Origin of the sequence: Sporosarcina sp. P20a (assembly GCF_002743175.1) — a bacterium.
Classification (GTDB): Bacteria; Bacillota; Bacilli; order Bacillales_A; family Planococcaceae; genus Sporosarcina.
Window position 1 is genome coordinate 273,952 of the sequence record NZ_PDYT01000001.1, and the last position, 25,780, is coordinate 299,731.

General features: G+C 41.8%; 26 protein-coding genes. 20 read left to right on the forward strand and 6 right to left on the reverse strand.

Features of this window, described 5'->3' with window-relative positions; all coding sequences use genetic code 11:
* Positions 1-84: 84 nt before the first annotated feature.
* Both CSV72_RS01380 and CSV72_RS01385 read left to right on the forward strand, forming a co-directional pair.
* Complete coding sequence (locus CSV72_RS01380; RefSeq protein ID WP_099676789.1) at positions 85-1,212, forward strand: THUMP domain-containing class I SAM-dependent RNA methyltransferase; 1,128 nt, start codon at positions 85-87, stop codon at positions 1,210-1,212.
* A gap of 62 nt (positions 1,213-1,274) precedes the next feature.
* Complete coding sequence (locus CSV72_RS01385) at positions 1,275-3,176, forward strand: ATP-dependent DNA helicase (protein ID WP_099676790.1); 1,902 nt, start codon at positions 1,275-1,277, stop codon at positions 3,174-3,176.
* 58 nt (positions 3,177-3,234) lie between these two features.
* Here the strand turns inward: CSV72_RS01385 and CSV72_RS01390 are convergent, their stop codons facing one another.
* On the reverse strand, positions 3,235-3,693 hold the full coding sequence (locus CSV72_RS01390; RefSeq protein WP_099676791.1) for a chemotaxis protein CheX: 459 nt from the start codon (positions 3,691-3,693) through the stop codon (positions 3,235-3,237).
* 258 nt (positions 3,694-3,951) lie between these two features.
* Between CSV72_RS01390 and CSV72_RS01395 the strand changes: the two genes are divergently transcribed.
* From CSV72_RS01395 to CSV72_RS16620, 8 genes are all read left to right on the forward strand, one after another.
* On the forward strand, positions 3,952-7,545 hold the full coding sequence (locus tag CSV72_RS01395; RefSeq protein ID WP_099676792.1) for a dynamin family protein: 3,594 nt from the start codon (positions 3,952-3,954) through the stop codon (positions 7,543-7,545).
* Positions 7,542-8,366, forward strand: coding sequence for a sulfurtransferase (locus CSV72_RS01400; RefSeq protein ID WP_099676793.1), 825 nt, complete (start codon positions 7,542-7,544; stop codon positions 8,364-8,366). The genes CSV72_RS01395 and CSV72_RS01400 overlap by 4 nt, the downstream gene beginning before the upstream one ends.
* Before the next feature lie 6 nt (positions 8,367-8,372).
* A complete protein-coding gene (locus CSV72_RS01405; RefSeq protein ID WP_099676794.1) occupies positions 8,373-8,972 on the forward strand; it encodes a metallophosphoesterase family protein in 600 nt (199 codons plus the stop codon).
* Between the two features lie 440 nt (positions 8,973-9,412).
* Positions 9,413-10,201 carry a glutathione-dependent disulfide-bond oxidoreductase gene (gene yghU, locus CSV72_RS01410; protein ID WP_099676795.1) on the forward strand — a complete coding sequence of 263 codons (789 nt, stop codon included), beginning with the start codon at positions 9,413-9,415 and terminating at the stop codon, positions 10,199-10,201.
* Between the two features lie 225 nt (positions 10,202-10,426).
* Positions 10,427-10,609, forward strand: coding sequence for a hypothetical protein (locus CSV72_RS01415; RefSeq protein WP_099676796.1), 183 nt, complete (start codon positions 10,427-10,429; stop codon positions 10,607-10,609).
* A 99-nt stretch (positions 10,610-10,708) separates the two neighbouring features.
* Positions 10,709-10,849: a hypothetical protein gene (locus tag CSV72_RS16615; RefSeq protein WP_158232109.1), complete on the forward strand. Its 141-nt coding sequence runs from the start codon at positions 10,709-10,711 to the stop codon at positions 10,847-10,849.
* Positions 10,850-11,123: 274 nt separating this feature from the next.
* Positions 11,124-12,461, forward strand: coding sequence for an MATE family efflux transporter (locus CSV72_RS01420; RefSeq protein ID WP_099661430.1), 1,338 nt, complete (start codon positions 11,124-11,126; stop codon positions 12,459-12,461).
* Positions 12,458-12,616, forward strand: coding sequence for a hypothetical protein (locus CSV72_RS16620; protein WP_158232110.1), 159 nt, complete (start codon positions 12,458-12,460; stop codon positions 12,614-12,616). The genes CSV72_RS01420 and CSV72_RS16620 overlap by 4 nt, the downstream gene beginning before the upstream one ends.
* Positions 12,617-13,090: 474 nt before the next feature.
* On the opposite strand, the gene CSV72_RS01430 is transcribed toward CSV72_RS16620, so the two are convergent.
* A complete protein-coding gene (locus tag CSV72_RS01430) occupies positions 13,091-13,492 on the reverse strand; it encodes a ribonuclease HI family protein (RefSeq protein ID WP_099677116.1) in 402 nt (133 codons plus the stop codon).
* Between the two features lie 110 nt (positions 13,493-13,602).
* Between CSV72_RS01430 and CSV72_RS01435 the strand changes: the two genes are divergently transcribed.
* The gene (locus tag CSV72_RS01435; protein ID WP_029054626.1) at positions 13,603-13,800 is read left to right on the forward strand and encodes a zinc-finger domain-containing protein; all 198 of its coding nucleotides are present in this window, start codon (positions 13,603-13,605) and stop codon (positions 13,798-13,800) included.
* Between the two features lie 76 nt (positions 13,801-13,876).
* Here the strand turns inward: CSV72_RS01435 and CSV72_RS01440 are convergent, their stop codons facing one another.
* A complete protein-coding gene (locus CSV72_RS01440) occupies positions 13,877-14,089 on the reverse strand; it encodes a cold-shock protein (RefSeq protein WP_083035681.1) in 213 nt (70 codons plus the stop codon).
* 243 nt (positions 14,090-14,332) lie between these two features.
* On the opposite strand from CSV72_RS01440, the gene CSV72_RS01445 reads away from it, so the two are divergent.
* On the forward strand, positions 14,333-14,710 hold the full coding sequence (locus CSV72_RS01445) for a CidA/LrgA family holin-like protein (protein WP_099676798.1): 378 nt from the start codon (positions 14,333-14,335) through the stop codon (positions 14,708-14,710).
* Positions 14,707-15,399, forward strand: a complete 693-nt coding sequence (locus tag CSV72_RS01450) for an LrgB family protein (RefSeq protein ID WP_099676799.1) — start codon at positions 14,707-14,709, stop codon at positions 15,397-15,399. Before CSV72_RS01445 ends, CSV72_RS01450 begins: the two co-directional genes overlap by 4 nt.
* 13 nt (positions 15,400-15,412) lie before the next feature.
* On the opposite strand, the gene CSV72_RS01455 is transcribed toward CSV72_RS01450, so the two are convergent.
* Positions 15,413-15,952 carry a transcription repressor NadR gene (locus CSV72_RS01455; protein WP_099634212.1) on the reverse strand — a complete coding sequence of 180 codons (540 nt, stop codon included), beginning with the start codon at positions 15,950-15,952 and terminating at the stop codon, positions 15,413-15,415.
* Positions 15,953-15,989: 37 nt separating this feature from the next.
* Positions 15,990-17,120, reverse strand: coding sequence for an IscS subfamily cysteine desulfurase (locus CSV72_RS01460; protein WP_099676800.1), 1,131 nt, complete (start codon positions 17,118-17,120; stop codon positions 15,990-15,992).
* 108 nt (positions 17,121-17,228) lie between these two features.
* On the opposite strand from CSV72_RS01460, the gene nadC reads away from it, so the two are divergent.
* From nadC to CSV72_RS01490, 6 genes are all read left to right on the forward strand, one after another.
* Positions 17,229-18,077 carry a carboxylating nicotinate-nucleotide diphosphorylase gene (nadC, locus tag CSV72_RS01465; RefSeq protein WP_099676801.1) on the forward strand — a complete coding sequence of 283 codons (849 nt, stop codon included), beginning with the start codon at positions 17,229-17,231 and terminating at the stop codon, positions 18,075-18,077.
* Positions 18,078-18,082: 5 nt separating this feature from the next.
* On the forward strand, positions 18,083-19,192 hold the full coding sequence (nadA, locus tag CSV72_RS01470) for a quinolinate synthase NadA (RefSeq protein WP_099676802.1): 1,110 nt from the start codon (positions 18,083-18,085) through the stop codon (positions 19,190-19,192).
* Between the two features lie 333 nt (positions 19,193-19,525).
* The gene (proB, locus tag CSV72_RS01475) at positions 19,526-20,617 is read left to right on the forward strand and encodes a glutamate 5-kinase (protein ID WP_099634208.1); all 1,092 of its coding nucleotides are present in this window, start codon (positions 19,526-19,528) and stop codon (positions 20,615-20,617) included.
* Between the two features lie 19 nt (positions 20,618-20,636).
* A complete protein-coding gene (locus CSV72_RS01480) occupies positions 20,637-21,881 on the forward strand; it encodes a glutamate-5-semialdehyde dehydrogenase (protein ID WP_099676803.1) in 1,245 nt (414 codons plus the stop codon).
* Positions 21,882-21,900: 19 nt separating this feature from the next.
* Positions 21,901-22,980: a branched-chain amino acid aminotransferase gene (locus CSV72_RS01485; protein ID WP_099676804.1), complete on the forward strand. Its 1,080-nt coding sequence runs from the start codon at positions 21,901-21,903 to the stop codon at positions 22,978-22,980.
* Between the two features lie 90 nt (positions 22,981-23,070).
* Positions 23,071-23,871: a DUF6612 family protein gene (locus CSV72_RS01490; RefSeq protein WP_099676805.1), complete on the forward strand. Its 801-nt coding sequence runs from the start codon at positions 23,071-23,073 to the stop codon at positions 23,869-23,871.
* A gap of 66 nt (positions 23,872-23,937) precedes the next feature.
* On the opposite strand, the gene CSV72_RS01495 is transcribed toward CSV72_RS01490, so the two are convergent.
* Positions 23,938-25,233, reverse strand: a complete 1,296-nt coding sequence (locus CSV72_RS01495; RefSeq protein ID WP_099676806.1) for a replication-associated recombination protein A — start codon at positions 25,231-25,233, stop codon at positions 23,938-23,940.
* 126 nt (positions 25,234-25,359) lie between these two features.
* On the opposite strand from CSV72_RS01495, the gene cymR reads away from it, so the two are divergent.
* Complete coding sequence (gene cymR / locus CSV72_RS01500; protein WP_029054640.1) at positions 25,360-25,779, forward strand: cysteine metabolism transcriptional regulator CymR; 420 nt, start codon at positions 25,360-25,362, stop codon at positions 25,777-25,779.
* Position 25,780: the final 1 nt, after the last annotated feature.

Below are 25,780 nucleotides of genomic sequence, written 5' to 3' on the forward strand. Positions count from 1 at the left end.
TTTTATAGAAACGAACGTATACATATACCTTTCTAAAGATAGAAGGGACATATTGACCGAAAGAAAAGAATGGAGTGTTGAAACATGAGTAAATACAATTTAGTAGCAACCGCTGCCATGGGGCTCGAATCCATCGTAGCATCTGAAATAAAAGATCTTGGCTATGAATGCCAGACAGAGAACGGAAAAGTCTATTTTTCGGGAGACGAAGAAGCAATCGCGAGAACGAATATGTGGTTGCGCGTGGGCGACCGTGTACGAATTATTGTGGGCGAATTTAAAGCCTTCACATTTGATGAGTTATTCGAACGTACGAAAGCTTTGCCATGGGAAGAGTTCTTGCCGGTAGATGCCGCTTTCCCAGTTTCAGGTAAATCCGTCAAGTCAAAATTATTTAGCGTGCCAGACTGTCAGGCAATCGTGAAAAAAGCGATTGTGGAACGATTGAATAGCGCGTATAAACGAACTGGATTCTTAAGTGAATCAGGTCCGCTTTTTAAATTAGAAGTTTCTATATTAAAAGATAAAGTAACATTGACAATTGACTCAAGTGGCCAAGGCTTGCATAAACGCGGCTATCGTATGGCCCAAGGGGATGCACCACTAAAGGAAACGATGGCAGCTGCACTCGTTAAGCTTTCTAAGTGGAACCCGAATCGTCCATTTGTAGACCCATTCTGTGGTTCTGGTACGATTGCTATTGAAGCCGCGATGATTGGACAAAATTTAGCGCCAGGTTATAATCGTTCTTTCTTAAGTGAAGAATGGCCTTGGATGACAGCAGATGTGTGGGATCGTGTTCGCGAAGAAGTAGAAGACGTTGCGAAGTATGATTTACCACTCGATATTCGTGGGTTTGACGTAGATCACAATATCGTCGCTGTGGCACAGCGGAATGCTATGGAAGCAGGATTTACAGATTTGATTTCATTCGAACAGCGAGACGTGCGTGATTTGAGTCTTGAAGGACAAAATGGAGTTTTGATCGCCAATCCGCCATACGGTGAACGTCTTGGTGAAGTGGAAGAAGCAGAAGATATTGCAGAAGTACTTGGTGAGATTATGAAACAATATCCATCATGGTCTGTATATATTTTATCTTCACTTGAAAACTATGAAACGATGTACGGCAAACGTGCAACGAAAAAACGTAAACTATTTAACGGCTTCATCCGTACTGATTTATATCAGTTCTGGGGACAGCGTTCATAATTAGACGGGCAGGAAGAGGAGTAGATCCCTCTTCCTTTCGCTTGCAATCAGGAGGAGTCAGTATGAGTACAAAAATTCCATTTGAGTTGGATAAAGGGCAAACGTTTTATGAATCTCTCAACGATTGGCTCGGGGATACGTTATATGATGATTTAACAGAAAAAGGATTCGAATGCCGTGATGAGCAAATTTATATGGCATTTCAAATAGAAAAAGCACTGAAAGAAAAAAATGTCTTGCTTGCAGAAGCGGGAGTGGGTACAGGGAAAACGATTGCGTACTTATTGCCGGCTATTGCGTATGCACGTTATACAGGTAAGCCAGCCGTGATTTCCTGCGCAGATGAAACACTGATCGATCAATTGATCAAAGAAGAAGGCGATATTCAGAAATTGAGTACCGCACTCAATATGACAGTGGACGTCCGTTTGGCGAAAGCGCGTAATCAGTATATTTGTCTAAAACGTCTGGAAGAAACAAGCATGAAGACGAACGAGGATTTTGTCGATTTAGTCGAAGATCAGTTGCCGGAATTCGTGAATGCAGAGCGTTCTTTGCAGTCGGTTTATCCTTATGGTGTGCGTTCAGATTATCCGTATTTAGCCGATGAAGAGTGGGAAATGATTAATTACCACCCGATTATGCAATGTGCGGCTTGTGATATTCGTAATCGTTGTGGGCAAACGATTCATCGTAATCATTATCGTGAAGCTGCTGACTTGATCATTTGCTCACATGACTTCTATATGGAGCATTTATGGACAAAAGAATCCCGTGCTAGACAAGGTCAGTTGCCTTTATTACCTGAAGTATCGATGGTTGTTTTTGATGAAGGACATTTGCTTGAGTATTCCGCTCAGCGTGCATTGACATATGAAGTGCAAGAACAAACGATTATCAATTTGCTTGAACGTATTATGGTCGACGGCATCCGAGAGAAAACGTTGCAGTTAATGGAGCAATTACTCGAGACACATGAACTGTTTTTCAAACAGTTGAAAAGTAATGCCATTCAACATGACAATGAACGCCTGACAATCGAAAAGAATAAGGAAATGATGAAGCTTGCTAAGACAGCAGTCGCATTATCAAATGAACTTCTTGAAGAATTTGTTTTTGAAGGCGAATTATATGTGATTCCTGAATACGACTTAAAAATTGTCGAAGAGTATTTGGAACAGTACATTTATTCAATGGAGCTATTTGCGGGTGACAATGACGCGGTAGATTGGCTTGAAAATCGTCGTGAAGAAAGTACATTGCTCATTATGCCAAGACTTGTCACGTCTATTTTGAAAGAGAAGTTATTCACTGGAACGATGCCGATTATCTTCTCTTCTGCCACATTGTCAGTTGAGAAATCATTTGATTACTTGGCATACAGCTTAGGTATCGTAGATTATCAATCATTTTCTATCGCATCACCATTCGACTATGAAAATGTCATGAAAATTCATTTGGAACAAGGCAATACGCAAGAGAACATCACGCGTCTTTCAGAACTCCTCGAAGAAGAGGAACAGACATTGGTATTGTTCAGTTCCAAGCAATCGATGATGGAAGCCTACGAACAATTACCGCTCGAACAAAGTGTCATGGTGACGTATGAAGGGGAACGTTCCCTATCGTCATTAGTAAAAGATTTCCAACAGCAGAAAGTGAATGTTTTCTTCTCTTATCATTTATGGGAAGGTCTGGATTTGCCGAATGACGCGTTGACTCGTGTCATCATCTTTGACTTACCGTTTCCACCGCATGATCCGCTATTCCAAGCTAGAAGGGAATTTGCGGAAGATCCGTTTGACGAAGTGGACCTACCATTTATGCTATTGCGTTTGCGACAAGGAATTGGACGATTGATTCGAACGAGCGATGACCACGGGACAATTCATTTATTTGTAAAACCAGAGAATATAGAATTATTACCGGTTATGGAACGTGTGTTGCCTGTACCATTCTCGTGAACAAGATAGAAAAAGCGTGCAGACGTCGGAGTTCCGATATCTACACGCTTTTTGCCTGTCATCGTTCTTCGTCAATCGTAAGCAATAAATTTAGCGTCTGGCCATCTTCAAATTTCACTGGGATTTGAAATGCCTGCTTAAAGCCATAAAACTTTGTTTGTCCTGTCATGACAGTAGGTGGTGAAATATCTAGCGTCAGATCAGCTTTTTCTAATACTATACAAAGGTTTCCCGCAATCATATTCCCGAGTTCTCCAGTAAATGACTCGGCCATTTCACCTTCGATCTGCATACCAAACATAGCTAGACCGATGTCACTGATAATGGAATGGGTAGGCTCTACAATTAAACGACCTTTAATATCTCCAATGAGACCGATCAATACACTGATTTCACGTTGTTCATACGGTTGCTGTATAAGGGTGGGAGAAAGCACTTGGAATTTTAATGGGACAACAGTAGTAAGGGAGGCAATCGTTGCATTTAAAACTTTTTGAACATTTGTTGCTGTATCCATCTAAAGGGACATCCTTTCACGAACGATTTAGTAGTTCAATCATATCACTAAACATATCTAATAGACTAGATAAATTTTGAATGAATAGTCCTACTATCACTATTCGTTCAATTTCCTCAAAATTTGCTAGGATGATTATACAAATCACACGTGCATCATACATTCTTCATTATTAAAGTAATACTTATAAAGTAACTATCTATTTTTTCACGCATTAATGGTATGATGAGATGAGTTTAAATTGAAAGGACGACGATTATGTCTACAAATCATGAGTTTTTACAGCAGTCTGCTACATATGGACAAATTTTTTCAAACAATGAAGATGATGAACGCAAAGCAAAGACGACATTACTCGCTAATAAAATAATCGACAAAGAATATACAATTGCTTTTGCTGGACACTTTTCGGCAGGGAAGTCTTCGACAATCAATGCATTAACAGGAGACGACCTTTTACCATCTAGCCCTATTCCGACAAGTGCGAATATTGTGAAGGTGCATAAAGCGGATGAGGATTATGCCATTATCCACCGCGTCGATGGAAGTGCAGTGAAATTCAGCGGTCATGGTTTCTCTGAAGGCGTAAAAGCCTACAGTAAGGACGGGGCTGAAGTTTCATTAGTTGAAATCGGTCATACCGAATCCAATTTACCAGAAGGAATTACGGTAATGGATACACCAGGTGTCGACTCGACAGATGATGCACATAGACTATCTACCGAGTCTTCATTGCACTTAGCGGATCTTGTATTTTATACGATGGACTATAACCACGTACAATCTGAAATGAACTTCCGCTTCACAAAAGAATTAATGCGTTATAACAGTAATGTGTATTTAATTATTAATCAGATCGATAAGCACCGTGACAGTGAATTATCGTTCGATGAGTTCAAAAAGTCCGTTGAAGATTCGTTCAAATTATGGGGGGTAGAGCCAAAAGGAATTTTCTACACGTCATTGAAACAGCTGGATCACCCGCATAATGATTTTGAAAAAGTTAAGGCGATTGTTGACGGTTCGATTGAACACCGCGAAGAGAACTTTGAACAGAATATTGAACAATCATTATTAAAATTAAAAGATGAGCATATGACATATCTTCAGCAACAAGTAGATGACTTGAAGGAGAACCATTCGGAAATCTTAAGCGAATCCGAGTGGGAGCAGTTTGAAGAGTTAAATCAAGATTTGAAAGATGCGAAAAAACGTTTAGAACTAGTCTCGGGTGACGAATTCTATGTGAATTTTGAAAAAGAACGCAATGAATTATTGTCGAACGCGGGACTAGCGCCGTTTGAAACGAGAGAATTATTAAAAGATCATCTAGAAGCGAAGTCACCGAAATTCAAAGTCGGTTTACTATTTGGCGCGAAGAAGACAGCAGAAGAGCGCGAAAGACGTCGTCAAAAGCTAGATGATAATATTTCAGGTCTAGCCCACACGCAAATCGAAATTTATATGAAGTCTTTGATGAAGAGTTCATTGAAACAAGCAGGGATTTTAACCGATGAGCGTTCACTTGCGATTGATAATATGGATCTGACACTACCGTTTGACGAAGTGGATGAGCAACTCCATGTACAAGAAGTGATCACCGGCGAAACCATTTTGAATTACGCAGAGCAAATGAAACGTGCTATTCATTTAGTGTACAAGCGCAAAACGGATAAATGGAAACAGGAAATGTCAGTGATTGCGAAAGAATCCGGTGGCGAGCAATCAGGACCTCTAGTGGAAACGATTGCGGTGTTGCAAGAAAAAGTAGATGCACTAAAAGAAATGAATAAATGGCAAGAGCGTATGGAATGGGTCGATAAAGAAATCGCCAATCCGTCAGCACCGACGCGTATGGGCCGCGATCAACTCGTTGCTAAGTGGGAACAGCCTAAGAAAATTGAAACAATTGAATATGTAGCGAAAGTAGAAGAGCAAGAAACGGTTGCTGAAGAAGTAGAAGAAGTGGTGGAAGAACAACGTCAAATCGTCGATTCAGAAAAAGCAATCATTCATGCACAACACATCGCAGGGTCTGTTGAAGCCATTCCAGGATTTGCAGAAACGGCATCGTATTTGATGACAAAAGCAGATCGCTTAAAAGGGCAAGAATTCACAGTTGCGTTGTTTGGTGCATTCAGTGCGGGTAAATCTTCATTCTCAAACGCGTTGATAGGTGAAAAAGTATTACCTGTTTCACCGAACCCAACAACCGCTGCGATCAACCGAATTCGTCCAGTAAGTGAAACGCACTTACATAATACTGCAGATATCCACTTGAAAGATGTTGCCACGATGACAGAAGACGTAGCGCTCTCTTTCGGTGCACTTGGTATCAATATTTCTTCACTTGAAGATGCTTTCAATAAAACAGATGCTGCGATGAAACAACCACTTGAAGACGAGAACTTGCACATCCATAAGTCGTTCATCAGCGCATTCCAGAGAGGGTATCCACTCTATACGCCTGCACTCGGTACGACGTTGACGGTAGAGCGTGAAGAGTTTACGAAATTTGTTGCACAAGAGGAACGTAGCTGTTTCGTCGAATCGATCGACTTCTTTTATGATTGTGCCTTAACTCGCCACGGTATTACATTAGTGGATACACCGGGAGCGGATTCGATCAACGCGCGTCATACCGACGTAGCATTTGAATATATTCGTAATGCCGATGCGATTCTTTTTGTAACGTACTATAATCATGCATTCGCACGTGCCGACCGTGAATTCCTTATTCAGCTGGGCCGTGTAAAAGATGCATTCGAACTTGATAAAATGTTCTTTATCGTCAACGCAATCGACCTTGCTTCGAATGAAGAAGAAGGAGAAGAAGTAAAAGGCTTCGTTGCGAATGAATTGCAGAAATTTGGAATCCGTAATCCACGAGTGCACGGTATTTCAAGCCTTGAAGCATTGGAAGGCAAGTTAACACAACAACCGAATCCATTAATGGTCGATTTCGAAGAGAAATTTTATTCATTCCTTGAGCATGATTTGCGCGCGCAAGTTGTTCAGGCTCTGGAAGAAGAAACGACGAAAACAATCGATCGTCTAGCTTCGTTAATCGATAGAACGATTCAAAACCGTTCACGTAAAGCGGAAAGACTAGAGGAACTCGCGACCGCTGAAAAAGCAATTAAAGAGCGCTTCGAAAAGAGCGCAAGTGAGATCTTAGTGAAATCCACTCAAGATGAATTGAGTGAGCTTGTCTACTATATTTTGCAACGCGTCTTCTTGCGTTTCGGCGATTTCTTTAAAGAAGGCTATAGTCCGTCCACGTTCGCGAAGAACTCATCGGATAAAGCATTAAAAATTGCGTTGGCGGAAACAGTCAATATGGTAGGCTTTGACTTAACACAGGAATTAAAAGTAACGAATTTGCGTATTCTCCAGTACATGAAGAAGCAATTGCTAGAACGTCAACGGATGGAAGTTCGGTCATTATCCGAAATGGATCAGTCGATCGTGCCTTCACCATATGAGCCAAATGACAAAGACATGCTGTCATTTGATACGCCATATGAAGAACCTATGGTATATAGTGCGGTCAATAAATCCTTCAAAAATCAAAAATCGTTCTTTGAGCGCGGTGATCGCGATATCTTAAAAGCGAAGCTGGAAGAAATATTGAAAAAAGATGCATCGAGCTATCTTGGCGATCAGAAAGAACGTATTGAGAAGTGGGCAGACTTATGGATCGACGATGAAGCAGAAGCATTACGCGTTCATTTATTGCAGGAAAGTCTAGTGCAAATCGAATCGGAGCGTACATTGCTTGATGGTTCGGAGCAGCTGGAACAATGGCAGAAAACGTATGAAAAAATCCGTCAAGAGGAGTTGGTTCAATGACACAAGTATTCGTATCTATTCACGATATAGAGACAAGTCATGCGAAATGGATCGATGCGCGCTTTTCATTGCAAGATGAAGAACGTGGCAAACTTGATTATCAAAAAGAACACGTAAAAGGCGCCGTTCATTGGGATTTAGCAGAAGATCTGTCCGGCACTTCTTTAGAAGGTGGACGTCATCCGTTGCCTTCTACTGAACAGTTGACTGAACTATTCCGTAAAAGTGGACTGGAACGTACGGATACAATTTTGATTTACGACGATGGTGGGAGTCCTTTTGCAACACGTGCTTGGTGGATGTTGCAATATGGAGGCTTCACGGATGTGCATGTTGTAACAGAAGGATATGCTGAATTACGCGAAATCGTTGACGTAACAAGTGACTCTGTAACACCTGCACGCTCAACAGTGGAACCGCAGTGGCAAGATCACCTATATGCAAGTAGAAGTGAAGTCGAAGAAGTGGTGGCGGGCAATCGAGCGTCACAACTTGTCGACGCTCGTTCTGAAGTTCGCTATCGGGGAGAAATAGAACCGCTCTACCACAAGGCGGGCCATATACCGACAGCGCGAAACTTTGATTGGGAACAATTAAAGCAAGATGGACAGTATGACGTGCAGCAAGCGAAAGAACACTTACAACAAGTTGTGTCACCTGAAGATGATGTCATCGTCTACTGTGGCAGTGGTGTAACGGCTTCCCCTTTATTCGCAGCACTTAAAGAACTGGACTATCCAAATGTAAAACTATATGTTGGTAGTTTCAGCGACTGGATTTCAAAAGACGACGCACCGATCGAAACCGCAATAAGGGGTTGAAACACGATGCAATACGCATTGCTCGGAGATATTCATTCATCCAAAGAAGATTTGCAAGCCGTACTGGCGCAAATTGCTAATGAAGCACCTGAAGCGACTCTTATTGGGACCGGTGATTTATACGAATGCACGGTCAGCAAAAAAGACCTTCATGGGCAGATTTATCCTACTATCGAAGAAGTGATCATACATCCGGATGGTATCGATGAGCTATTCACTTTTTCGTCCATTTACGGCAATCAAGAACAACGCATTCTGTTGCTGACTAAGCAAACAGAACCTATACGGGACTTCTTGAATGACTTACCGGAGATTTTGAAGATAGATCAGGCAGTTGTCATCCACGGTCACCAATGGCCGCATAACGAAGCGGCGGCGTGGCTTGCTGAGCATCTACCAGAATCACGCGTAGTGTTTCACGGACATACCCATCGGTCAGGCATTACAAGCGATGGGAAACACATAGCGATTAACTGGAACGAAGAGATGTCAGTGAGGGGTTCCCGAACGGTGGTCAACGTAGGGGCTGTAGTGGACTCTAGAGAATGGGTGTTATATGATTCCGAAGAACAAACCGTTAGATTTATGAAAGTGTCACAACGCTAAATAGGTTTATGTCTGACCTGTTTAGTTGAGAAGTGAATAGTGAAATAGTAAGTGAAGCATCGCATTTTGCGGTGCTTTTTTATTTTTAAAATCTATTTGGATATCTTTGGTATAATCGTATTGAAGTACAAAGAGTTTTTGACGTTCAGTAAGCGTGTCATTTTGTAATGTACACTGTGAGGAGGAAGATCCAATGAAAGTAAGAGCGATTTTTATTGGCGATGTTAGATTTGATCAATGCAATATATTATATCAGTAGCCATTCTATAGCTAGAAAACAGTCAACTTTTCATTGAGATTGTTTAAGGAATTTACTAAGTTACCTTTTTCTGAGCAAAGTTTAAGATTCATAACGATAAGCTGATAAACTAAATATTAGGAATAATTTTGTACTGTTAGTATGATGGAATTACTAAATAAATAGTAGGAGGAGTGTTCAGATGACAAAATATGAATTATCAAACGTGTGGAAGTGGGAAGAAGAGAATTCAAATAGATGGGGGAATCGTCCGACAGCCGGTGAACGTTTTGAACAAAAATTACCGGTCGGAGAGGCACCGTTCCAACTCTATTCACTCGGAACACCGAACGGAATTAAAGTGACGATTATGCTGGAAGAATTAAAAGAGTTGGATGTCGATGGTGCAGATTATGATTTGTATGAAATCAATATTGGAGCCGAGGAACAATTTGGTTCAGATTTCGTCCAGGTCAATCCTAATTCAAAGATCCCGGCCCTAGTCGATCAAAGTCAAAGTCCGCGTTTGGAAATTTTTGAATCAGGTTCGATTTTGCTATACTTGGCTGAGAAATTTAATAAACTGATCCCTACAGATATTCATGGACGAACAGAAACCCTTAATTGGCTATTCTGGCAAATTGGGGCGGGTCCTTATGTTGGTGGAGGGTTTGGTCACTTTTTCGCTTATGCGCCAGAGCCTATGAAATACCCAATTGATCGTTTTACTATGGAAACGAAACGTCAATTAGACTTACTAGATAAAATACTAGCTCAGCATTCTTATATCGCTGGCGATACTTATACTATTGCAGATATTGCAATATGGTCTTGGTACGGACGGTTAGCTTTGGGGAAATTGTATGAAGGCTCTTATGAATTTTTAAACATGGATGAATATACTCATCTCTTGGAATGGTCTCATCGCATTGCGAAACGACCAGGCGTTCAAAAAGGTCTTGCAGCAGAGTATCAGTCGCTGGGGGAGTAATTTTAAAAAAACAATGTATTGAAGTTTTTTTACAATAGAATTGAAACCTTATATAGACATATCAAAGACAACGGAATAGTGGTTTATTTAACAAAAGGGTGCGATTCTTGTATAAGAGTTTTGCACCCTATTTAGTTATAGGCCAAATTCTTGAACGGGAATTGTACTCTAGATTGGATCAGTTCGGTCGGTCGGTCGTATAGAAAAATAAGGGAGATGTTATGAATGAATAAAAATGAATGCCCGAAGTGTAACGGTACTGAGTTTGGTGAAGGTACGGATTTTATGGCCGTTAAACCACTGGACAAAAAGTTATCAGTTGGATCGAATAAAATATTTACCTTCTGTCTGAATTGTGGAGAGGTTGTATCTACAAGGATTGAGGATCCAGGTAAATTTCGGAAGTGAATTGTAACTCTTATCACATTTCTCATCAAAAGGGCGCAGTTATCGTATAAGATTTAAGTTAGAATTGAGCCATTTAACGGAATATAGTGGAGGGTTAAGATGAGTAATTACGAGGTTTCAAAAAATAGTGCGACAAATTTAAGCACTAAAATCTTTGTAGCGTTATTAGCTGTTTTAGGAATTAATACTTTGGGGTATGGAACTTATCTTTTAGAAGGTTCTACAAGTATCTATTATTGAATTATGTTCATTTTGAATTAATTAATTGATCCAAAATCTGATGCCTGGTCCATTGTTTTAGAAGAAACCTTGGCGCTGTTACAGGGGAATGTAAGTAAATTTTGATGAATTTTCCAAATTTATTCTTATTAATTAACCAATATCGTATAGGATGCCACTGTTTTAATCAGGCATAATTTTAAAATAATACATTAAACAGCTTTCCCAAAATAGATCGCTAAGATATTAAAAAAGATAAAATGGTAAGTTTTTATTAAAAGCAGGGAGGAAAAGAATGGCAAGGCAACAGGATTTCACAGAAGGAAGTATAATCAAACAACTCATGCTTTTTTCAGGACCCATTATGATAACAAATTTACTACAAGCATCCTATCAATTTATCGATAGCTTGTGGGTTGGGAATTTAATTGGTGCGGATGCACTTGGTGCTGTGGCTATTTCCGGGACGGTCGTCTTTACGGTTTTGTCATTCGTCATCGGCTTGAACAACGCTGCACTAACGATTTTATCCCAGCAAAAAGGCAGAGGTAGCGAGTCAGGACTTCGGCGTTATTTAAATGCATTTGTCGTTCTGCTTTCCGGCATGTCCGTCGTGCTCGGTATTGCAGGATTTATATTTGCGGAACCACTCTTGCTTTTACTTGGGACCCCTGACGAGATGTTGGCGATGGGCGTTTCGTATTTGCGAATTAATTTTATCGGCATCCTTTTCTTATTCGGCTATAATTTTATTGGTACCGTATTTAGGTCGGTAGGCGACTCGAAGACACCGCTTTATTTTGTGCTAGCTGCAGTTATTTTGAACACAGTACTGGATCCTTTATTTATTTACGTTTTTGGATGGGGAGTTCAAGGCGCTGCTTATGCAACGATATTATCACAGGGAATCGCATTTGCCGCTGGTGCTATTTATTCAGTGCGTAAAAGCCTTGTTCCATTCTCAAAACCACATATTCCAGCGCGCCGAGAAGTACTCGATATATTAAAGTTGGGAATTCCTGCGGGTTTACAGATGAGTGTCATTTCGGCAGGTGTGATGGCAATCATGAGTGTAGTCGCATCATTCGGCCCAGCAGTTGTCGCGGGATACGGGGCGGCACAACGATTGGATAGTTTGATTATGCTGCCAGCCCAAGCACTCGGAACTGCGGTCAATAGTATGGCGGGTCAAAATATCGGGGCAGGCAGATGGGACCGGGTTCATAAAATTACGTTGTACGGGTTTATATATAATTTGATTGTCATGTTTGCGATCGCCATTCTGATCATCCTATTTGCAGATTATGGGATTAAGCTGTTCATAACAGAACCGGAAGCTGCTGATTTTGGTATAAACTATTTAAAGGCGATTGCATTATTTTATCCATTCTTAGGCATTAATTTTGTTTTAAATGGGGCTGTCCGTGCAGCGGGAGCCATGTTCCAAGTGCTTGTGCTAAACATCATTTCTTTTTGGATTCTTCGTTTTCCAATTACGTACATATTGTCAGGCATGATGGGTGAGAAAGGAATTGCACTCGGGATGGGCGTCAGTTTTGTTATTAGTAGTATCGCTGCATTTATGTATTACCGATATGGAAAATGGCGAGAAGTCGAAGCTATCGGGGAATGAATCAAACGACCAGAGTGCGAAGTAATGGATACGAAAAGTATGAAGATCGTTTTATTGAAGCTAATCAAATTCTCGGCAATGAAATATCGCGTGTAATATGGTGGATATGTGGAATAAAAAAACATGTAACGGGCTATCCTCTTGTCGAGAATTAGGAGGTCATACACTTGCAAAATACACAGAGATTAGGCATGATGTCTTTTATTAGTCTACTTATAGGATTGGTTTTCCTTTGCCTTTTTATTTTTTCAGGTAGACTATTCATTGCAATGCCACTTGGATTTATCCTTCTTGTATTCTCATTCGTTTTAGCCTTGTTTAGCAGAAAAGACAAATTCGGGAGAGTGTCACTTTACGTTTTTCCAATAATTATAGTTATCTACTTATTGTTCTTCGTAGTGATGTATTTATTTTGGCATACACCATAACACACTCACTTAGTTGATCGAAACAAAGGGTGTTGTTCACCGCTTATAAGATACACGTCCAGCTAAAGCGACAAATCGCAACCACTTAACCTCGTGCAAAAAGGTCGTCATGAAGCACGACCTTTTCCGAATAAAAATGGAACAGTAGCAGTACACTCTTTTAGTGACGGTTATAATAGACAATAAAACAGTTCGCTCAGGCTATTCCTTTTGCTTCAATTGCATCAAAATCGCCTGCCGTGCAAGTGTATCTGCCGTCTTGTTTGTGCTGTCCGCAATCCACTTAATAAAGAAAAAGTCAAACGTTGCTGCCAGTCTCAATGCTTCCTTCAAATGAGGTGCATACTGTTCGTTCTTTACAAACTCCTTCTCCATCGACTGCACGACCACCTTCGAATCCGACCTTACCGACACCATACCTGTTGTCAGATTAGACGCCTCCTCAAGACCTCTCACAAGCGCTTGAAACTCCGCGTGGTGATTATTCGTTGGCTCAATCGTCTCGCTAATCCGAACGTCCTGACCTTCTCCTTTAATATACACACCAATTCCGCTTAACCCAGGATTCCCTGCGCTAGCACCATCTATGTACACTTCCAACATGAGATTTTTCGCTCCAATCTGGTAATGAATTGTAAAAAAACGTAGAAACACTTGCAACATCCCGTCAGCCAACTTAAAATAGAAGGAAGAAAGGTGGGAGTTCTTTTCTAATGGATAAAGTAGTTGTCATGAAAGAAATTAATCAATTGCTCGATATATATTGTGAAGGTTGTTACGTCAAAAAACAACTAACAAATGAACGAGGCAAAACAGGCGCTCACCAATTTTGTATTTCCGACTGTACTGTAGGAGACCAGCTGCAATTCCTTGGAAGAGAAATCAACAAGATCAGTACGGCCTCCAAATAAATAATGAAAAAGCATCCCGCAACTGCGTGGATGCTTTGTTTATGTTATAAATTCAGCTGTTTGCGCCGAAGTGAGGTTACACTTCATCCTCAAGAGTCGATACGTTAGCCGCCTGTGGACCACGATTTCCTTCAATTACTTCAAAAGAAACTGTTTGACCTTCAGCCAGTGTCTTAAATCCATCGGTAGCAATTCCAGTGAAATGTACAAATACGTCTTCACCATCATCTGCTTCGATAAACCCATATCCTTTGTCACTGCTGAACCACTTCACTTTACCTTGGTGCATAATAATTCCTCCTCGGCAATTAGAAATCCATCTCCACACGTAACGTGCAAGTCTATTATTAAAAACTTGCCCAATACGGCTTCTTACACTATACATGGGTGGGACGAAAGTGTCAATGCTAGGATGAATATTCTGATTACTATTCAATAATAGCTAGGAAAGTATTGGTTTTTATCTGACTATTCCCTATAATGAAGTAGTATTCATTTTATATATATAAGAATTAGGTAAGGAAGTGTTGGAGTGAAAATTGTTATCGCACTTTTGCAGGTCGGGTTTTTATACATACTATTTCTAGCAGGAGAGTTTTTACAGGCGAAACTATCCATTCCTTTGCCTGGAAGCATTATCGGTTTGCTATTGTTATGGGGACTGTTATCGATCAATGTTATCCCGCTTCGCTGGGTGGAAAAAGGTGCGTATGTATTTCTATCGACTTTGCCGCTTTATTTGATTCCGGCTACGGTTGGCGTCATGGATTATGGGCATGTTTTTGTTGGCAAAGGTAGTCTGCTGATCTTGATCACAATCGTCAGTACATTTATCACGATGGTCGTTGCAAGTTTGGTCAGTCAATCTATGGCTAAGCGTAATGTGAAAGAGGAGGGAACTCTTTCATGAATACTATAGTACTTGCCCTCACGATGATATGGTTAACGGTTATGCTTTACTTTTTGATGAACGCTGTCTACGTTAGGTTACGTTCGCCATTTCTAGTGCCTATTCTGACAACGACTATCGTAGTGATTGTCGTGTTATCGTTATTCAATGTGTCATATGAAACATATATGGTAGGAGGCAAGTGGATCGATGCCTTACTTGGCCCTGCCATTGTCTCACTCTGTATTCCCCTTTATAAGCAGCGAGATATCATCAAGAAAAATCTGTTGCCAATCTTCGGTGGAGTCGTCGTGGGCGGAATTGTCGGGATGTTGACAGGTGTCTTAGCGGCGCGAATTGTTGGATTTTCAACTGAACTTTTAGCTAGTATTTTACCGAAATCTATTACTTCACCTATCGCGATGCAAATAGCAGAAGAACTTGGTGGCATACCTTCGCTAGCGACGGTATTAGTCATTATCGCAGGACTCGCTGGAATCCTGATGGGTCCATGGATCAATCGCTGGTTCAAGATTGATACAGCGATTGGCCAGGGTATTGGTCTCGGAGTGGGTGCGCACGCAATTGGAACTTCTAAAGCACTAGAATACGGAGAACAAACAGCTTCTATGAGTTCGGTTGCCATGACATTATCCGCGATTATCGGTGCACTTGCGGGTCCTTTATTCGGTATTTGGTTATTTCCATAGAAAAGCGGAATTCCTATTCAATTAGGAATCCCGCTTTTTTTAATGCTTCTTCTGCATCGTGTAGTTGTTCTGCTCGTGGTGCGGAAATAGCGTGTAAATGAATGCCGCTTTCGTCCAAATTCAATAAATAAGGAGCTTGTGCCTGTTGGATCTGTTCGATGAATGTCTTCACTTCTTGTCGGTTCGATACCATGATGGATGCGCGAACATCGCCATACACAGGATGTTCTACACGGACATCTCTCACGGTTACGCCGTGGTCGACTAAAATATGCAACTCTTCTTCCGTTTGATTAGGCGTATGTTTGCAGACGATGATTTTTTCCACATCTTTTACTTTTGTAGTTGACTGCGTGTATAAGTATCCTTGATTCGTCGCCATGATAGGTTCGTCTTTTGCTTTCAATAAATTAATATCACTGACGATTACTTGCCTGCTGACTTTTGTCAAATCACCTAGTTCTGCACCCGTTACGGGATGATTTGCATCTTTCAACGTCTGGAGAATCAAATCGCGGCGCTGTTCTCCTGCCACTTTTGTTTTCTTTCGCAAAACTCTCACCTGCTATCTATAAAATATCTATCGGGGTTTATGCAGTATGTGTCAATGCCGCCACTTCGAGCAACGCTTTTGCTAATTGAGTGACGTTTTCACTAGTCGATGTCTCACCAAATGAAATCCGAACAAACCCTTTCGCCAAGTGGACGGGTATATTCATCGCGCTCATTGTCATAGATGACTGTTGCTGACCGACCTGACAAGCACTACCTGTCGACACCGCAAATCCTCTTCTATTTAATTCTAACATAATGAGCTGTCCTTCCGAGTGTTTGGCGCATAGACCAATAATTTGCGGAAGTTGTTCAGATGATCGGGGACTAGTATAGAAAGTGAAAAAATCTTGATGTGTAGAAAGTATATTCATGAAGAGTGAGCGTAATGCGCGATACTTTGCTTCATTGATATTTGCCAGTTCAGCAGCTGTAACGAATGCTGCGATTCCTGGTACGTTCACCGTTCCACCTCTGAATCCTTTCTCTTGTGTAGCGCTTGGAAAGAGTGGGACAGCGCGTACGCGTGGATCGATATAGACTGCGCCAACACCTTTTGGACCGTGCACTTTATGGCTAGATACCGACAAGCTGTCTACATATGGAGAGATGTCACGCACAGATAATTTACCGAATGATTGTACACAGTCACTATGCAAATAAACGCCCTTCGGTTTTACTAATTCCGATATGGATCGGATGGGTTGAATGGTACCAATTTCCGGATTACAATGCTGCACTGATACGACAGTCGTTTGTTCTGTAATAGCCTCTTCAAGTGCCTGTAAATCGATAATGCCTTTTGATGTAAAAGGGATCATTGTAATTTGGTAGCCTTGTCCTTCAAGATACGCTGCAGCTGAATGGAGGGAAGGATGTTCAGCTGCAGAAAGAATAATATGCTGTCCTTTGTTCTTTGTCGACTCAGCCAAAGATACTAAGGCGAGCGTGTTACTTTCTGTACCGCCTGAAGTGAAGTATATCCCTTCAGAACGCACGCCAAGAAGTGTAGATAGCTGTTTTCTGCTATGGGTCAATACGTTTTGTGCAGCCCCTCCTGCATCGTGCAGGCTCGTCGTATTGCCAAATTGTTGTTGTGATACCGATACATAGACGGAAGCGGCTTCTTCACGAAGAGGCGTTGTGGCAGCGTAATCAAAGTAATGCAAATGAATGACCTCCTGCAATAAATAATATATTCATCTTGTCATATAACTGTATATATGTAAAGATAGATGTAAAGACACGCGGTTTGAAGAAAGGTTGTAGGAACGTAGATGAATAAAATCAAATTGGTCTCAATGCTCGAACAGTTTTTCATAGAAGACGTGGGAGATGGCGATCTGTCGGCTAATTCATTATTTCCTGCAGATGCGATAGGTGAAATGCAAATTATTTCTAAATCCTCAGGAGTGTTTTGTGGGGTAGATGTCATTACGACAGGTTTTCACGTGATGAATCCTTCAATAGAAGTCACATGTCTAGTAGAAGATGGCGAAAGAATAACAGACAGGCAAGTACTCGCGATTGTAAAAGGTTCTGTCAGAAGTATGTTGACTGCGGAGCGAGTAGTTCTAAATTGTATTCAGCGAATGAGTGCGATTGCGACGAAAACCGCTGACCTAACGGCATTATTATCCGGAACGAAGACAAGAGTTTGTGATACACGAAAGACAGCGCCAGGACTTCGTATGCTAGATAAATATGCAGTTCGAACCGGCGGTGGATTTAATCATCGCAACGGCTTATATGACGCAGTGATGCTTAAGGATAATCATTTGGCGTATGCAGGTTCTATTACACATGCCGTGCAACTATTAAGATCACGATTAGGTCATACGGTAAAAATAGAAGTAGAAATCGAATCGTTAGCACAACTACAAGAAGCTGTTGAAGCCAATGTGGATATTATTATGTTTGATAACCGCACACCAAAAGAAATTACGGACTGGTTACCACTCGTACCTCCACATATCGTAACCGAAGCTTCGGGCATGATTACAGAAGACACGATAGCTTCTTATGGTAAGACAGGGATTGATTACATATCGGTTGGCGCGCTAACGCATTCCGTTATGGCGGCGGATATTAGCGCGACTATACAACTTACTACGCAGGAGGACTGAAGAATATGTCGATGATGGATCTTGTAAAAGAACAGGCAAACGCTATGTTGCCCGAACGGTATAAACACTACACGGTGACTGAAATGGAAGAAAAGATTCGCTCGATTAAGCAGACGCTAGGAAACAAATTATTTATCCCTGGCCATCACTACCAGAAAAATGAAGTGATTCAATTTGCGGATGCGACAGGAGATTCTTTGCAATTAGCACAAATTTGCGCAGCAAACGAGCAAGCGGAACATATTGTCTTTTGTGGCGTGCACTTCATGGCAGAAACGGCAGATATTTTAACAACGGAAAATCAAAAAGTCTATTTACCCGATATGCGTGCGGGTTGTTCAATGGCCGATATGGCCGATATCTACCAGACGGAAAGAGCATGGCAAGACTTGCAAGCGCGTTTTGGTGATACGATTCTTCCACTGACATACGTGAATTCGACGGCAGCGATAAAAGCATTTGTTGGTCGTCATGGTGGTGCAACAGTGACTTCGTCAAACGCTAAAGAAATCGTCCAATGGGCTTTCACGCAGAAAAAACGGATACTATTCTTACCTGACCAACATCTAGGGCGTAACACTGCATACGGACTTGGCGTGCCACTCGATCATATGGCGGTCTGGAACCCCATTACAGATACTTTAGAATACGCTGGAGAAAACGAAGAGTGTCAAGTGATTTTATGGAAAGGACATTGCTCTGTTCATGAAAACTTCACGGTAGAAAATATTCGTCAGTTACGTGAAAATGATCCCGAGCGCCGAATTATCGTTCATCCCGAGTGTTCACATGAAGTCGTGATGAAGTCTGATGACGACGGCTCGACAAAATATATTATTGATCAAATTGAAGCCGCGGCTCCTGGAACGAAATGGGCGATCGGCACGGAAATGAATTTAGTCAACCGTTTGATGGAAAATCATCCTGATCAAGATATTATTTCGCTAAATCCGTTAATGTGTCCTTGTTTGACAATGAACCGTATCGATTTACCACATTTACTATGGAGTCTTGAAAGTATTATGGAAGGTAAAGAGCAAAACATTATCAAAGTGGATGCAGCTACTTCTGCAGATGCGGTAGACGCGCTAGACCGTATGCTACAGCGAAAGTAACGAAGCAGTGCTTGACAATTACTCTGAATATTGTATGATTGGGGAAATGATATGGAACGTTGAAGAAGGACCAGTAGATAAATAGCATGTGTTAGAGAGCGGAATCCATCGGCTGGAAGTTTCCGTCGCAATGCCTTGTCGAACCTGCCTTTTGAGTCCTGTGAAAATACAGGCGCGCACCTTGGCGTTAGAAGGAAAGCGGGATTCGTGAAAATGAATCCAATGATGGTGGCACCGCGGAAGTTACGTCCTTTCGTCCTGATTTTATCGGGACGATTGGGCTTTTTTATTGTATAAAAGTAAATGATATGTAGAAACGGTAGGCGAATCCATATGAAAAGACAACGAATCGTTGTGAAAATCGGTAGCAGTTCGTTAACAAATGATAATGGAGAAATCGATCAGGTGAAATTCAATGATCATGTCGATGCTTTGGCGATGCTGAAAAACATCGGGCATGAAGTCATTGTCGTCTCGTCAGGAGCGGTGGCGGCAGGCTTTGCGCGTCTCGGCTATTCCTCCCGTCCGCAGACGATTAAAGGTAAACAAGCCGCTGCGGCAGTAGGACAGAGCTTATTAATACAATCCTATATCGAAAGGTTTAGCGTGCATAACGTCATACCGGCACAGATCTTATTGACGCGTCATGACTTTGCGGATCGTGATCGATACCGTAACGCATTTGCGGCAATGTCTGAACTACTTGACCGTGGCATCATGCCAATCATTAACGAAAACGATACGGTGTCCATTGACGAGTTAACGTTTGGTGATAATGATATGCTATCTGCATTAGTCAGTGGTTTTCTACACGCGGATCAGTTGATTATTTTAACCGATGTCAACGGGATCTATACGAGTAACCCTCGAACAGATCCGGACGCTGTACGATTAACTAAATTGGATGAAGTCACAGACGAATTGCTTGGTGGCGCTGATGATACCGGCTCAAAAGTCGGTACGGGCGGTATGCGTTCGAAGTTACTGGCAGCAAGAACTGCTCACACATTGGCCGTTCCCGTCTTCATCGGAACAGGCCGCGGTCCATCAAAATTGCTGGATATTTTAAAAGGTCACGGAGACGGTACGTATATTTCCAGTCCTGTTGCCCACACGATCAATACAAACCGCCAATGGATTGCACTTCATTCCGAATCGACGGGACGTCTATATGTCGATAAAGGTGCCGAAGAGGCTATTGTGCATAATGGACGCAGTTTATTACCAGCAGGAGTCTTTAAAGTACAGGGGAACTTTGAGGTTGGGGAAGTAGTGGAAGTGTTCGGTTTAAATGGATTGATCGGGAAAGGTGAAGTCACCTATTCGTCAGAACAATTAAAACTAACGATTTCCGATAAGGATAAGCTGGAAGAGTTTAAGCCGATGTTAGAAGTCATTCACCGTGACCGCTGGGTACAAGTATAATCATAGAGGAGAATTTATTATGAGTGAAATTAGAGATAAAGGTAAGGCTGCAAAAGAAGCGAGTATTGTACTAAACGTAGCTACAACCGAAGAGAAAAACCAAGCGTTGCAATTGATTGCCGATCAACTATTGGTAGAACAAGATCAATTACTCGCGGAGAATAAAAAAGATATTGAGGAAGGTCGCGAAAAAGGAATCGATGCTGCGGTTCTCGACCGTATTTTATTGACGCCTGAGCGCATTGAAGCGATGGCGGAAGGTGTTCGTTTACTAGTTGATCTTAAAGATCCGATTGGAGAAACACTGGAAGAAATCCACAAGGAAAACGGTTTACATATTGTCAAGAAGCGCGTGCCGATCGGTGTCATCGCCATGATATATGAAGCGCGTCCGAATGTTACGATTGATGCGGCGTCCTTAGCATTAAAAACAGGAAACGCGGTCGTCTTGCGCGGAAGCTCTTCTGCTAAACATTCCAATTTAGCACTATGGCGTGTCATTCAACGCGGACTTGAAAAAAGTTCATTGCCAGTGGATTCTGTTCAATTAATAGAAGACACAAGCCGAGAAACGGCGAAAGAATTATTCACACTCAATGACTATTTAGATGTGTTAATCCCACGTGGTGGTGCTAAGTTAATTCAAACTGTGATCCGTGAATCTACAGTACCTGTAATCGAAACGGGTGCAGGGAATTGCCATGTATTTATCGACCAATCCGCCGACGCGAAAATGGCCGTCGATATAGTCGTTAATGCCAAAACGCATCGCCCGTCGGTTTGTAACGCGATCGAAACGGTATTGATTGATTCCAACTGGTTAGCGCAACATGGGAAGAGTTTGATCAAAGCATTGCAAGACAAAGATGTTCAAATACAAGGTGATGATCGGCTACAGGCATTTCATCCAGATGTCGTAGCTGTTGGACAAAATGATTGGTCGAGTGAATACTTGGACTTGACAGTACGCGTAAAGAGCGTGGAAAATGTACAGCAAGCACTAGATCATATTGCCATATACAGTACGAAGCATTCGGAAAGCATTATTACACAGACGGATGCACATGCTGAGCAGTTTTTGAATAGTGTAGATGCGGCAGCTGTTTACGTCAATGCCTCCACTCGCTTTACGGATGGTTTTGAATTCGGTTATGGTGCAGAAATCGGTATTAGTACACAAAAGCTTCACGCAAGAGGTCCCATGGGATTAGAAGCATTGACTTCTTCAAAATTTGTAATTCGGGGAACCGGACAAATCAGATAATATATAGGAGGGTTTATTTATGTCAACTGAAAAAAATATTTTACACTATGAAACTACCGCACCAAAAGACAAGCCGGCAGTGGATGATCCACTCGCTTTCGGAACGATTTTTACTGATCACATGTTTGTAATGGATTATACAGATGGAACGGGATGGCATGATCCTCGTATTGAGCCGTACAAGCCGTTTCTTCTAGATCCAGCTGCAATCGTGTTGCATTATGGACAAACTGTTTTCGAAGGCTTGAAAGCTTATTTGAATGAAGACAAGGAAGTAGTTTTATTCCGTCCAGAGGAAAATATGAAACGTTTGAATCGTTCAAATGATAGATTATGCATGCCGATGTTCGACGAGAAATTTGTGTTAAGTGCACTGAAGGAATTGATTTCTCTTGATAAAGACTGGATTCCTGACAGACCAGGAACATCACTTTATGTGCGGCCATTCATTTTCGCGACACAGCCTTATTTAGGGGTAGCACCGTCTAAAACATACCGTCTCATGATTATTTTATCTCCGGTAGGTCCGTATTATAAAGAAGGAGTCAATCCTGTCAAAATCGCAGTTGAGTCACAGTATGTCCGTGCAGCAGTAGGTGGTACAGGCTCTGCGAAAACAGCTGGTAACTATGCAGGCGCGATGAAAGCCCAGGAAGTAGCGGAAGCTGAAGGATATTCCCAAGTTCTATGGCTTGATGCAAAAGAACATCGCTATATCGAAGAAGTAGGAGCGATGAATGTATTCTTCAAAATCAATGGAGAAATCATCACGCCAAGCCTTAATGGCAGTATTTTGGAAGGCATCACGCGTAAGTCAGTTATCGAATTATTGATAGCTTGGGATATTCCAGTAACAGAACGTAAAGTGTCGATCGAGGAAATTATGGAAGCTAATCGAGCAGGTACATTGGAAGAAGCATTCGGTACAGGAACGGCCGCTGTTATTTCTCCAATAGGTGAATTGTTCTTTGAAGGCGAAAAATGCGAGATTAATCATAATGAAATCGGTGAGCTTTCATTGAAGTTATACGAGACGATTACAGGTATCCAGACAGGTAAAGTGGAAGATCCGTTTAACTGGGTCGTGCCAGTAGACTAATTTTCCTCACAATTAAGGTGGAATGGACCGTGACAACTGCGTTGCTGTGAAGTACACTGTTAATAGTTTTGATTGAAGGGGAGTTTCCTGATGAACAAAAGTTTGATCGTTCTATTCCTGGCAGTACTGCTATTTACAGTGACAGGATGCGGAAAAACGTCTTCTGCCCCGTCGAGTGCGGAAGATTTATTGAAGAAAGCGGAACAAGCGATGGATGAATTGGAGTCGGTCCATGCTAATATTGCGTATGACGAAAGTAGCGTCACATCCGATCCTGCAAAACGTACAAGCAAAAATGTACAAGTTCAGGCGGATATTGAACAGAATCCACTGAAAAGTTCAGAGGAAGTCGTCTGGAAAATTCCAAAACAAGGTGCGAAAAACATTCAATTATTCCGCCAAGGTAATCAATTGGCTATGCAAGAGACATTGGAAGAAGAGAAGAGTGAATGGCAAGAGCTAACAGAAGAGCAACGCACGGAATTGCTCGGTGTGTGGGTGCCGTTTGCCTCTCCTGTAATGGACTTGTCGCTGTTAGAACCTTTTGTGCATGATGCAGAAATAGAAAAGATTGATTACGGCTATGCCGTGCAGTTTTCTTTATCACCTGCTGATTATCGTCAGTTGATGGAGGCTGTATCGGTGAATAGTCCACAACCAGAGAAATTTGTCCATAAGCATGGCGGATTTCCTGTAGTGGAGAAGCTGGATGTAGAGCTGACGGTAAATGAAAAGACGATGTTTGTGACAGGCATGAAGATGTCTGCGAATGTCACGAGTTATTTCGGGCGGGATTATATCCGTTATAAACAAAAACTCGATGCAAAGTATAGTTATTTTAATGATGTCGATGCGATTTCCACACCGAAAGATGCGGAGATGTTCGAGTAATATAAAAAAATCCACGCTGACCTACTAAAGGTGGCGTGGATTTTTTTATGGTTTCCAACTACATTCCTACCGCGGACTCTTTTTCCCTTTGAATGATTGAAGCCGTTTGTGAATGGCGGCCATTCTTGTTTCCTCTCCTGCTTCTACAGGAGTGTAGAACTTAGAGTGTACTAGGCTGTCTGGTAAGTATTGCTGGTCTGTCCAACCACCGAATGTACCTACCGGTGTTGCGTGTGGATAGACGTAGCCGCCATGACCGAGTGCAGCGGATCCGCTGTAGTGTGTGTCACGTAAATGCATCGGAATTTCGCCTGTTGGTTTTTCATGCAATGTTTTTGTAGCCGCATCGATCGCTTTGTAAGCGGAGTTTGACTTGGATGCCAAACACATCTCTATAATGGCTGTGGCAAGTGGAATACGTGCTTCTGGCATGCCGAGACGCTGTGCGGCATCTGTAGCCGCGAGAACCCGGCTTCCAACATCAGGCGCGGCCAATCCGATATCTTCATAACTCATGACAAGCATGCGTCTAGTAACGGCAGTTAAGTCGCCGATTTCGAGTAATTGTGCTAAATAATAAAGCGCTGCATCGACATCACTTCCGCGTACACTTTTTTGTAAAGCGGATAATAAATTAAAATGATGCGAGCCCTTTTTATCACCTAGTAAACTAATTCTAGTTAGTAATTGAGCGAGCAATGCATCTTCTATAATAATTTTACCGTCTTCTTCGTCACTAGCAGCAAGTAATGATTCTAAGAACGTTAAAGCTTTTCGTGCATCACCATTTACGCCTTCTGAAATTTTCTCGAGTTGTTCTGTAGTGATTTCGATCGTTTCCTTACCGAGTCCTTTTTTCTCGTCTTTCAACGTGCGCTCAAGTAATTCCAGTAAATCTTTTGGCTGCAATCGTTTCAACTGGACGATTTCCCCACAGCGTGAACGAATAGCGGGATTGACGTCGTGGAATGGATTTTCCGTTGTCGCGCCAATCAAGACGATCGAACCGCTTTCTACGTGAGGAAGCAGCGTATCTTGCTGCAATTTATTGAAACGATGGATTTCATCTAAGAATAACAATACTTTACCTGTCATTCGCGCTTCTTTCACTACATCTTCTACATCTTTCTTACCTGCCACGGTCGCATTCAACGCAATGAAAGGCAATTTTGACGTCCCCGCAATTGCGTAGGCTAAAGACGTTTTTCCGATACCTGGTTCACCATATAATAAAAGAGATGGGACATGCCCGTTCTTGATCATCCGATATAAGGGAGTATTTTTGCCGATGACGTGGTCTTGTCCGATCACTTCATCAATCGTCTCAGGCCGCATACGAAAAGCCAAAGGTTCATTATGCATGTACATCCTCCTAGCGTACGTTTGTTCTTTCATTATACCGTAAAACATTAGTGAAGTCATTTGCAAGAACCAGTGATACAATTATGCTATACTGATTTCAGCAATTTTAGTAAAGGACGATGCCCAATGAAAATATCCACTAAAGGACGATACGGACTTACAGTAATAGTAGAATTAGGACGAAAATATGGAGAGGGTCCTGTGCCTTTGCGTAAAATCGCAGAAGAGCAAAATCTCTCTGAAGCATATCTGGAACAACTAATCCCACCTTTACGCAACAGCGGAATGGTGAAAAGTGTTCGCGGTGCCTACGGTGGCTATAAACTCGCAAAAGATCCTTCAGAAATTATGGCAGGAGACGTCATTCGTTTGCTTGAAGGGCCGATCCAATTAGTCGAAGGACTTGATGACGATGATATTCCGCAACGAGAACTATGGAAACGAATCGGAGACGCAATCCGAGGGGTATTAGATCATACGACAATCAAAGACTTAATTGAATTTGAAGATACGTCCACTGCTGATGAATACATGTTCTATATTTAAA

What these genes read in the sequence shown, in the direction of transcription:
- cymR (WP_029054640.1), top strand. Translation starts at nt 25,360, where the DNA reads ATGAAAATATCCACTAAAGGACGATACGGACTTACAGTAATAGTAGAA.
- CSV72_RS01420 (WP_099661430.1), top strand. Translation starts at nt 11,124, where the DNA reads ATGGCAAGGCAACAGGATTTCACAGAAGGAAGTATAATCAAACAACTC.
- CSV72_RS01490 (WP_099676805.1), top strand. Translation starts at nt 23,071, where the DNA reads ATGAACAAAAGTTTGATCGTTCTATTCCTGGCAGTACTGCTATTTACA.
- CSV72_RS01435 (WP_029054626.1), top strand. Translation starts at nt 13,603, where the DNA reads ATGGATAAAGTAGTTGTCATGAAAGAAATTAATCAATTGCTCGATATA.
- CSV72_RS01495 (WP_099676806.1), bottom strand. Translation starts at nt 25,233, where the DNA reads ATGCATAATGAACCTTTGGCTTTTCGTATGCGGCCTGAGACGATTGAT.
- proB (WP_099634208.1), top strand. Translation starts at nt 19,526, where the DNA reads ATGAAAAGACAACGAATCGTTGTGAAAATCGGTAGCAGTTCGTTAACA.
- yghU (WP_099676795.1), top strand. Translation starts at nt 9,413, where the DNA reads ATGACAAAATATGAATTATCAAACGTGTGGAAGTGGGAAGAAGAGAAT.
- CSV72_RS01430 (WP_099677116.1), bottom strand. Translation starts at nt 13,492, where the DNA reads ATGTTGGAAGTGTACATAGATGGTGCTAGCGCAGGGAATCCTGGGTTA.
- CSV72_RS01390 (WP_099676791.1), bottom strand. Translation starts at nt 3,693, where the DNA reads ATGGATACAGCAACAAATGTTCAAAAAGTTTTAAATGCAACGATTGCC.
- CSV72_RS01405 (WP_099676794.1), top strand. Translation starts at nt 8,373, where the DNA reads ATGCAATACGCATTGCTCGGAGATATTCATTCATCCAAAGAAGATTTG.
- CSV72_RS01380 (WP_099676789.1), top strand. Translation starts at nt 85, where the DNA reads ATGAGTAAATACAATTTAGTAGCAACCGCTGCCATGGGGCTCGAATCC.
- CSV72_RS01480 (WP_099676803.1), top strand. Translation starts at nt 20,637, where the DNA reads ATGAGTGAAATTAGAGATAAAGGTAAGGCTGCAAAAGAAGCGAGTATT.
- CSV72_RS16620 (WP_158232110.1), top strand. Translation starts at nt 12,458, where the DNA reads ATGAATCAAACGACCAGAGTGCGAAGTAATGGATACGAAAAGTATGAA.
- nadA (WP_099676802.1), top strand. Translation starts at nt 18,083, where the DNA reads ATGTCGATGATGGATCTTGTAAAAGAACAGGCAAACGCTATGTTGCCC.
- CSV72_RS01385 (WP_099676790.1), top strand. Translation starts at nt 1,275, where the DNA reads ATGAGTACAAAAATTCCATTTGAGTTGGATAAAGGGCAAACGTTTTAT.
- CSV72_RS01485 (WP_099676804.1), top strand. Translation starts at nt 21,901, where the DNA reads ATGTCAACTGAAAAAAATATTTTACACTATGAAACTACCGCACCAAAA.
- CSV72_RS01450 (WP_099676799.1), top strand. Translation starts at nt 14,707, where the DNA reads ATGAATACTATAGTACTTGCCCTCACGATGATATGGTTAACGGTTATG.
- CSV72_RS01395 (WP_099676792.1), top strand. Translation starts at nt 3,952, where the DNA reads ATGTCTACAAATCATGAGTTTTTACAGCAGTCTGCTACATATGGACAA.
- nadC (WP_099676801.1), top strand. Translation starts at nt 17,229, where the DNA reads ATGAATAAAATCAAATTGGTCTCAATGCTCGAACAGTTTTTCATAGAA.
- CSV72_RS01440 (WP_083035681.1), bottom strand. Translation starts at nt 14,089, where the DNA reads ATGCACCAAGGTAAAGTGAAGTGGTTCAGCAGTGACAAAGGATATGGG.
- CSV72_RS01400 (WP_099676793.1), top strand. Translation starts at nt 7,542, where the DNA reads ATGACACAAGTATTCGTATCTATTCACGATATAGAGACAAGTCATGCG.
- CSV72_RS16615 (WP_158232109.1), top strand. Translation starts at nt 10,709, where the DNA reads ATGAGTAATTACGAGGTTTCAAAAAATAGTGCGACAAATTTAAGCACT.
- CSV72_RS01415 (WP_099676796.1), top strand. Translation starts at nt 10,427, where the DNA reads ATGAATAAAAATGAATGCCCGAAGTGTAACGGTACTGAGTTTGGTGAA.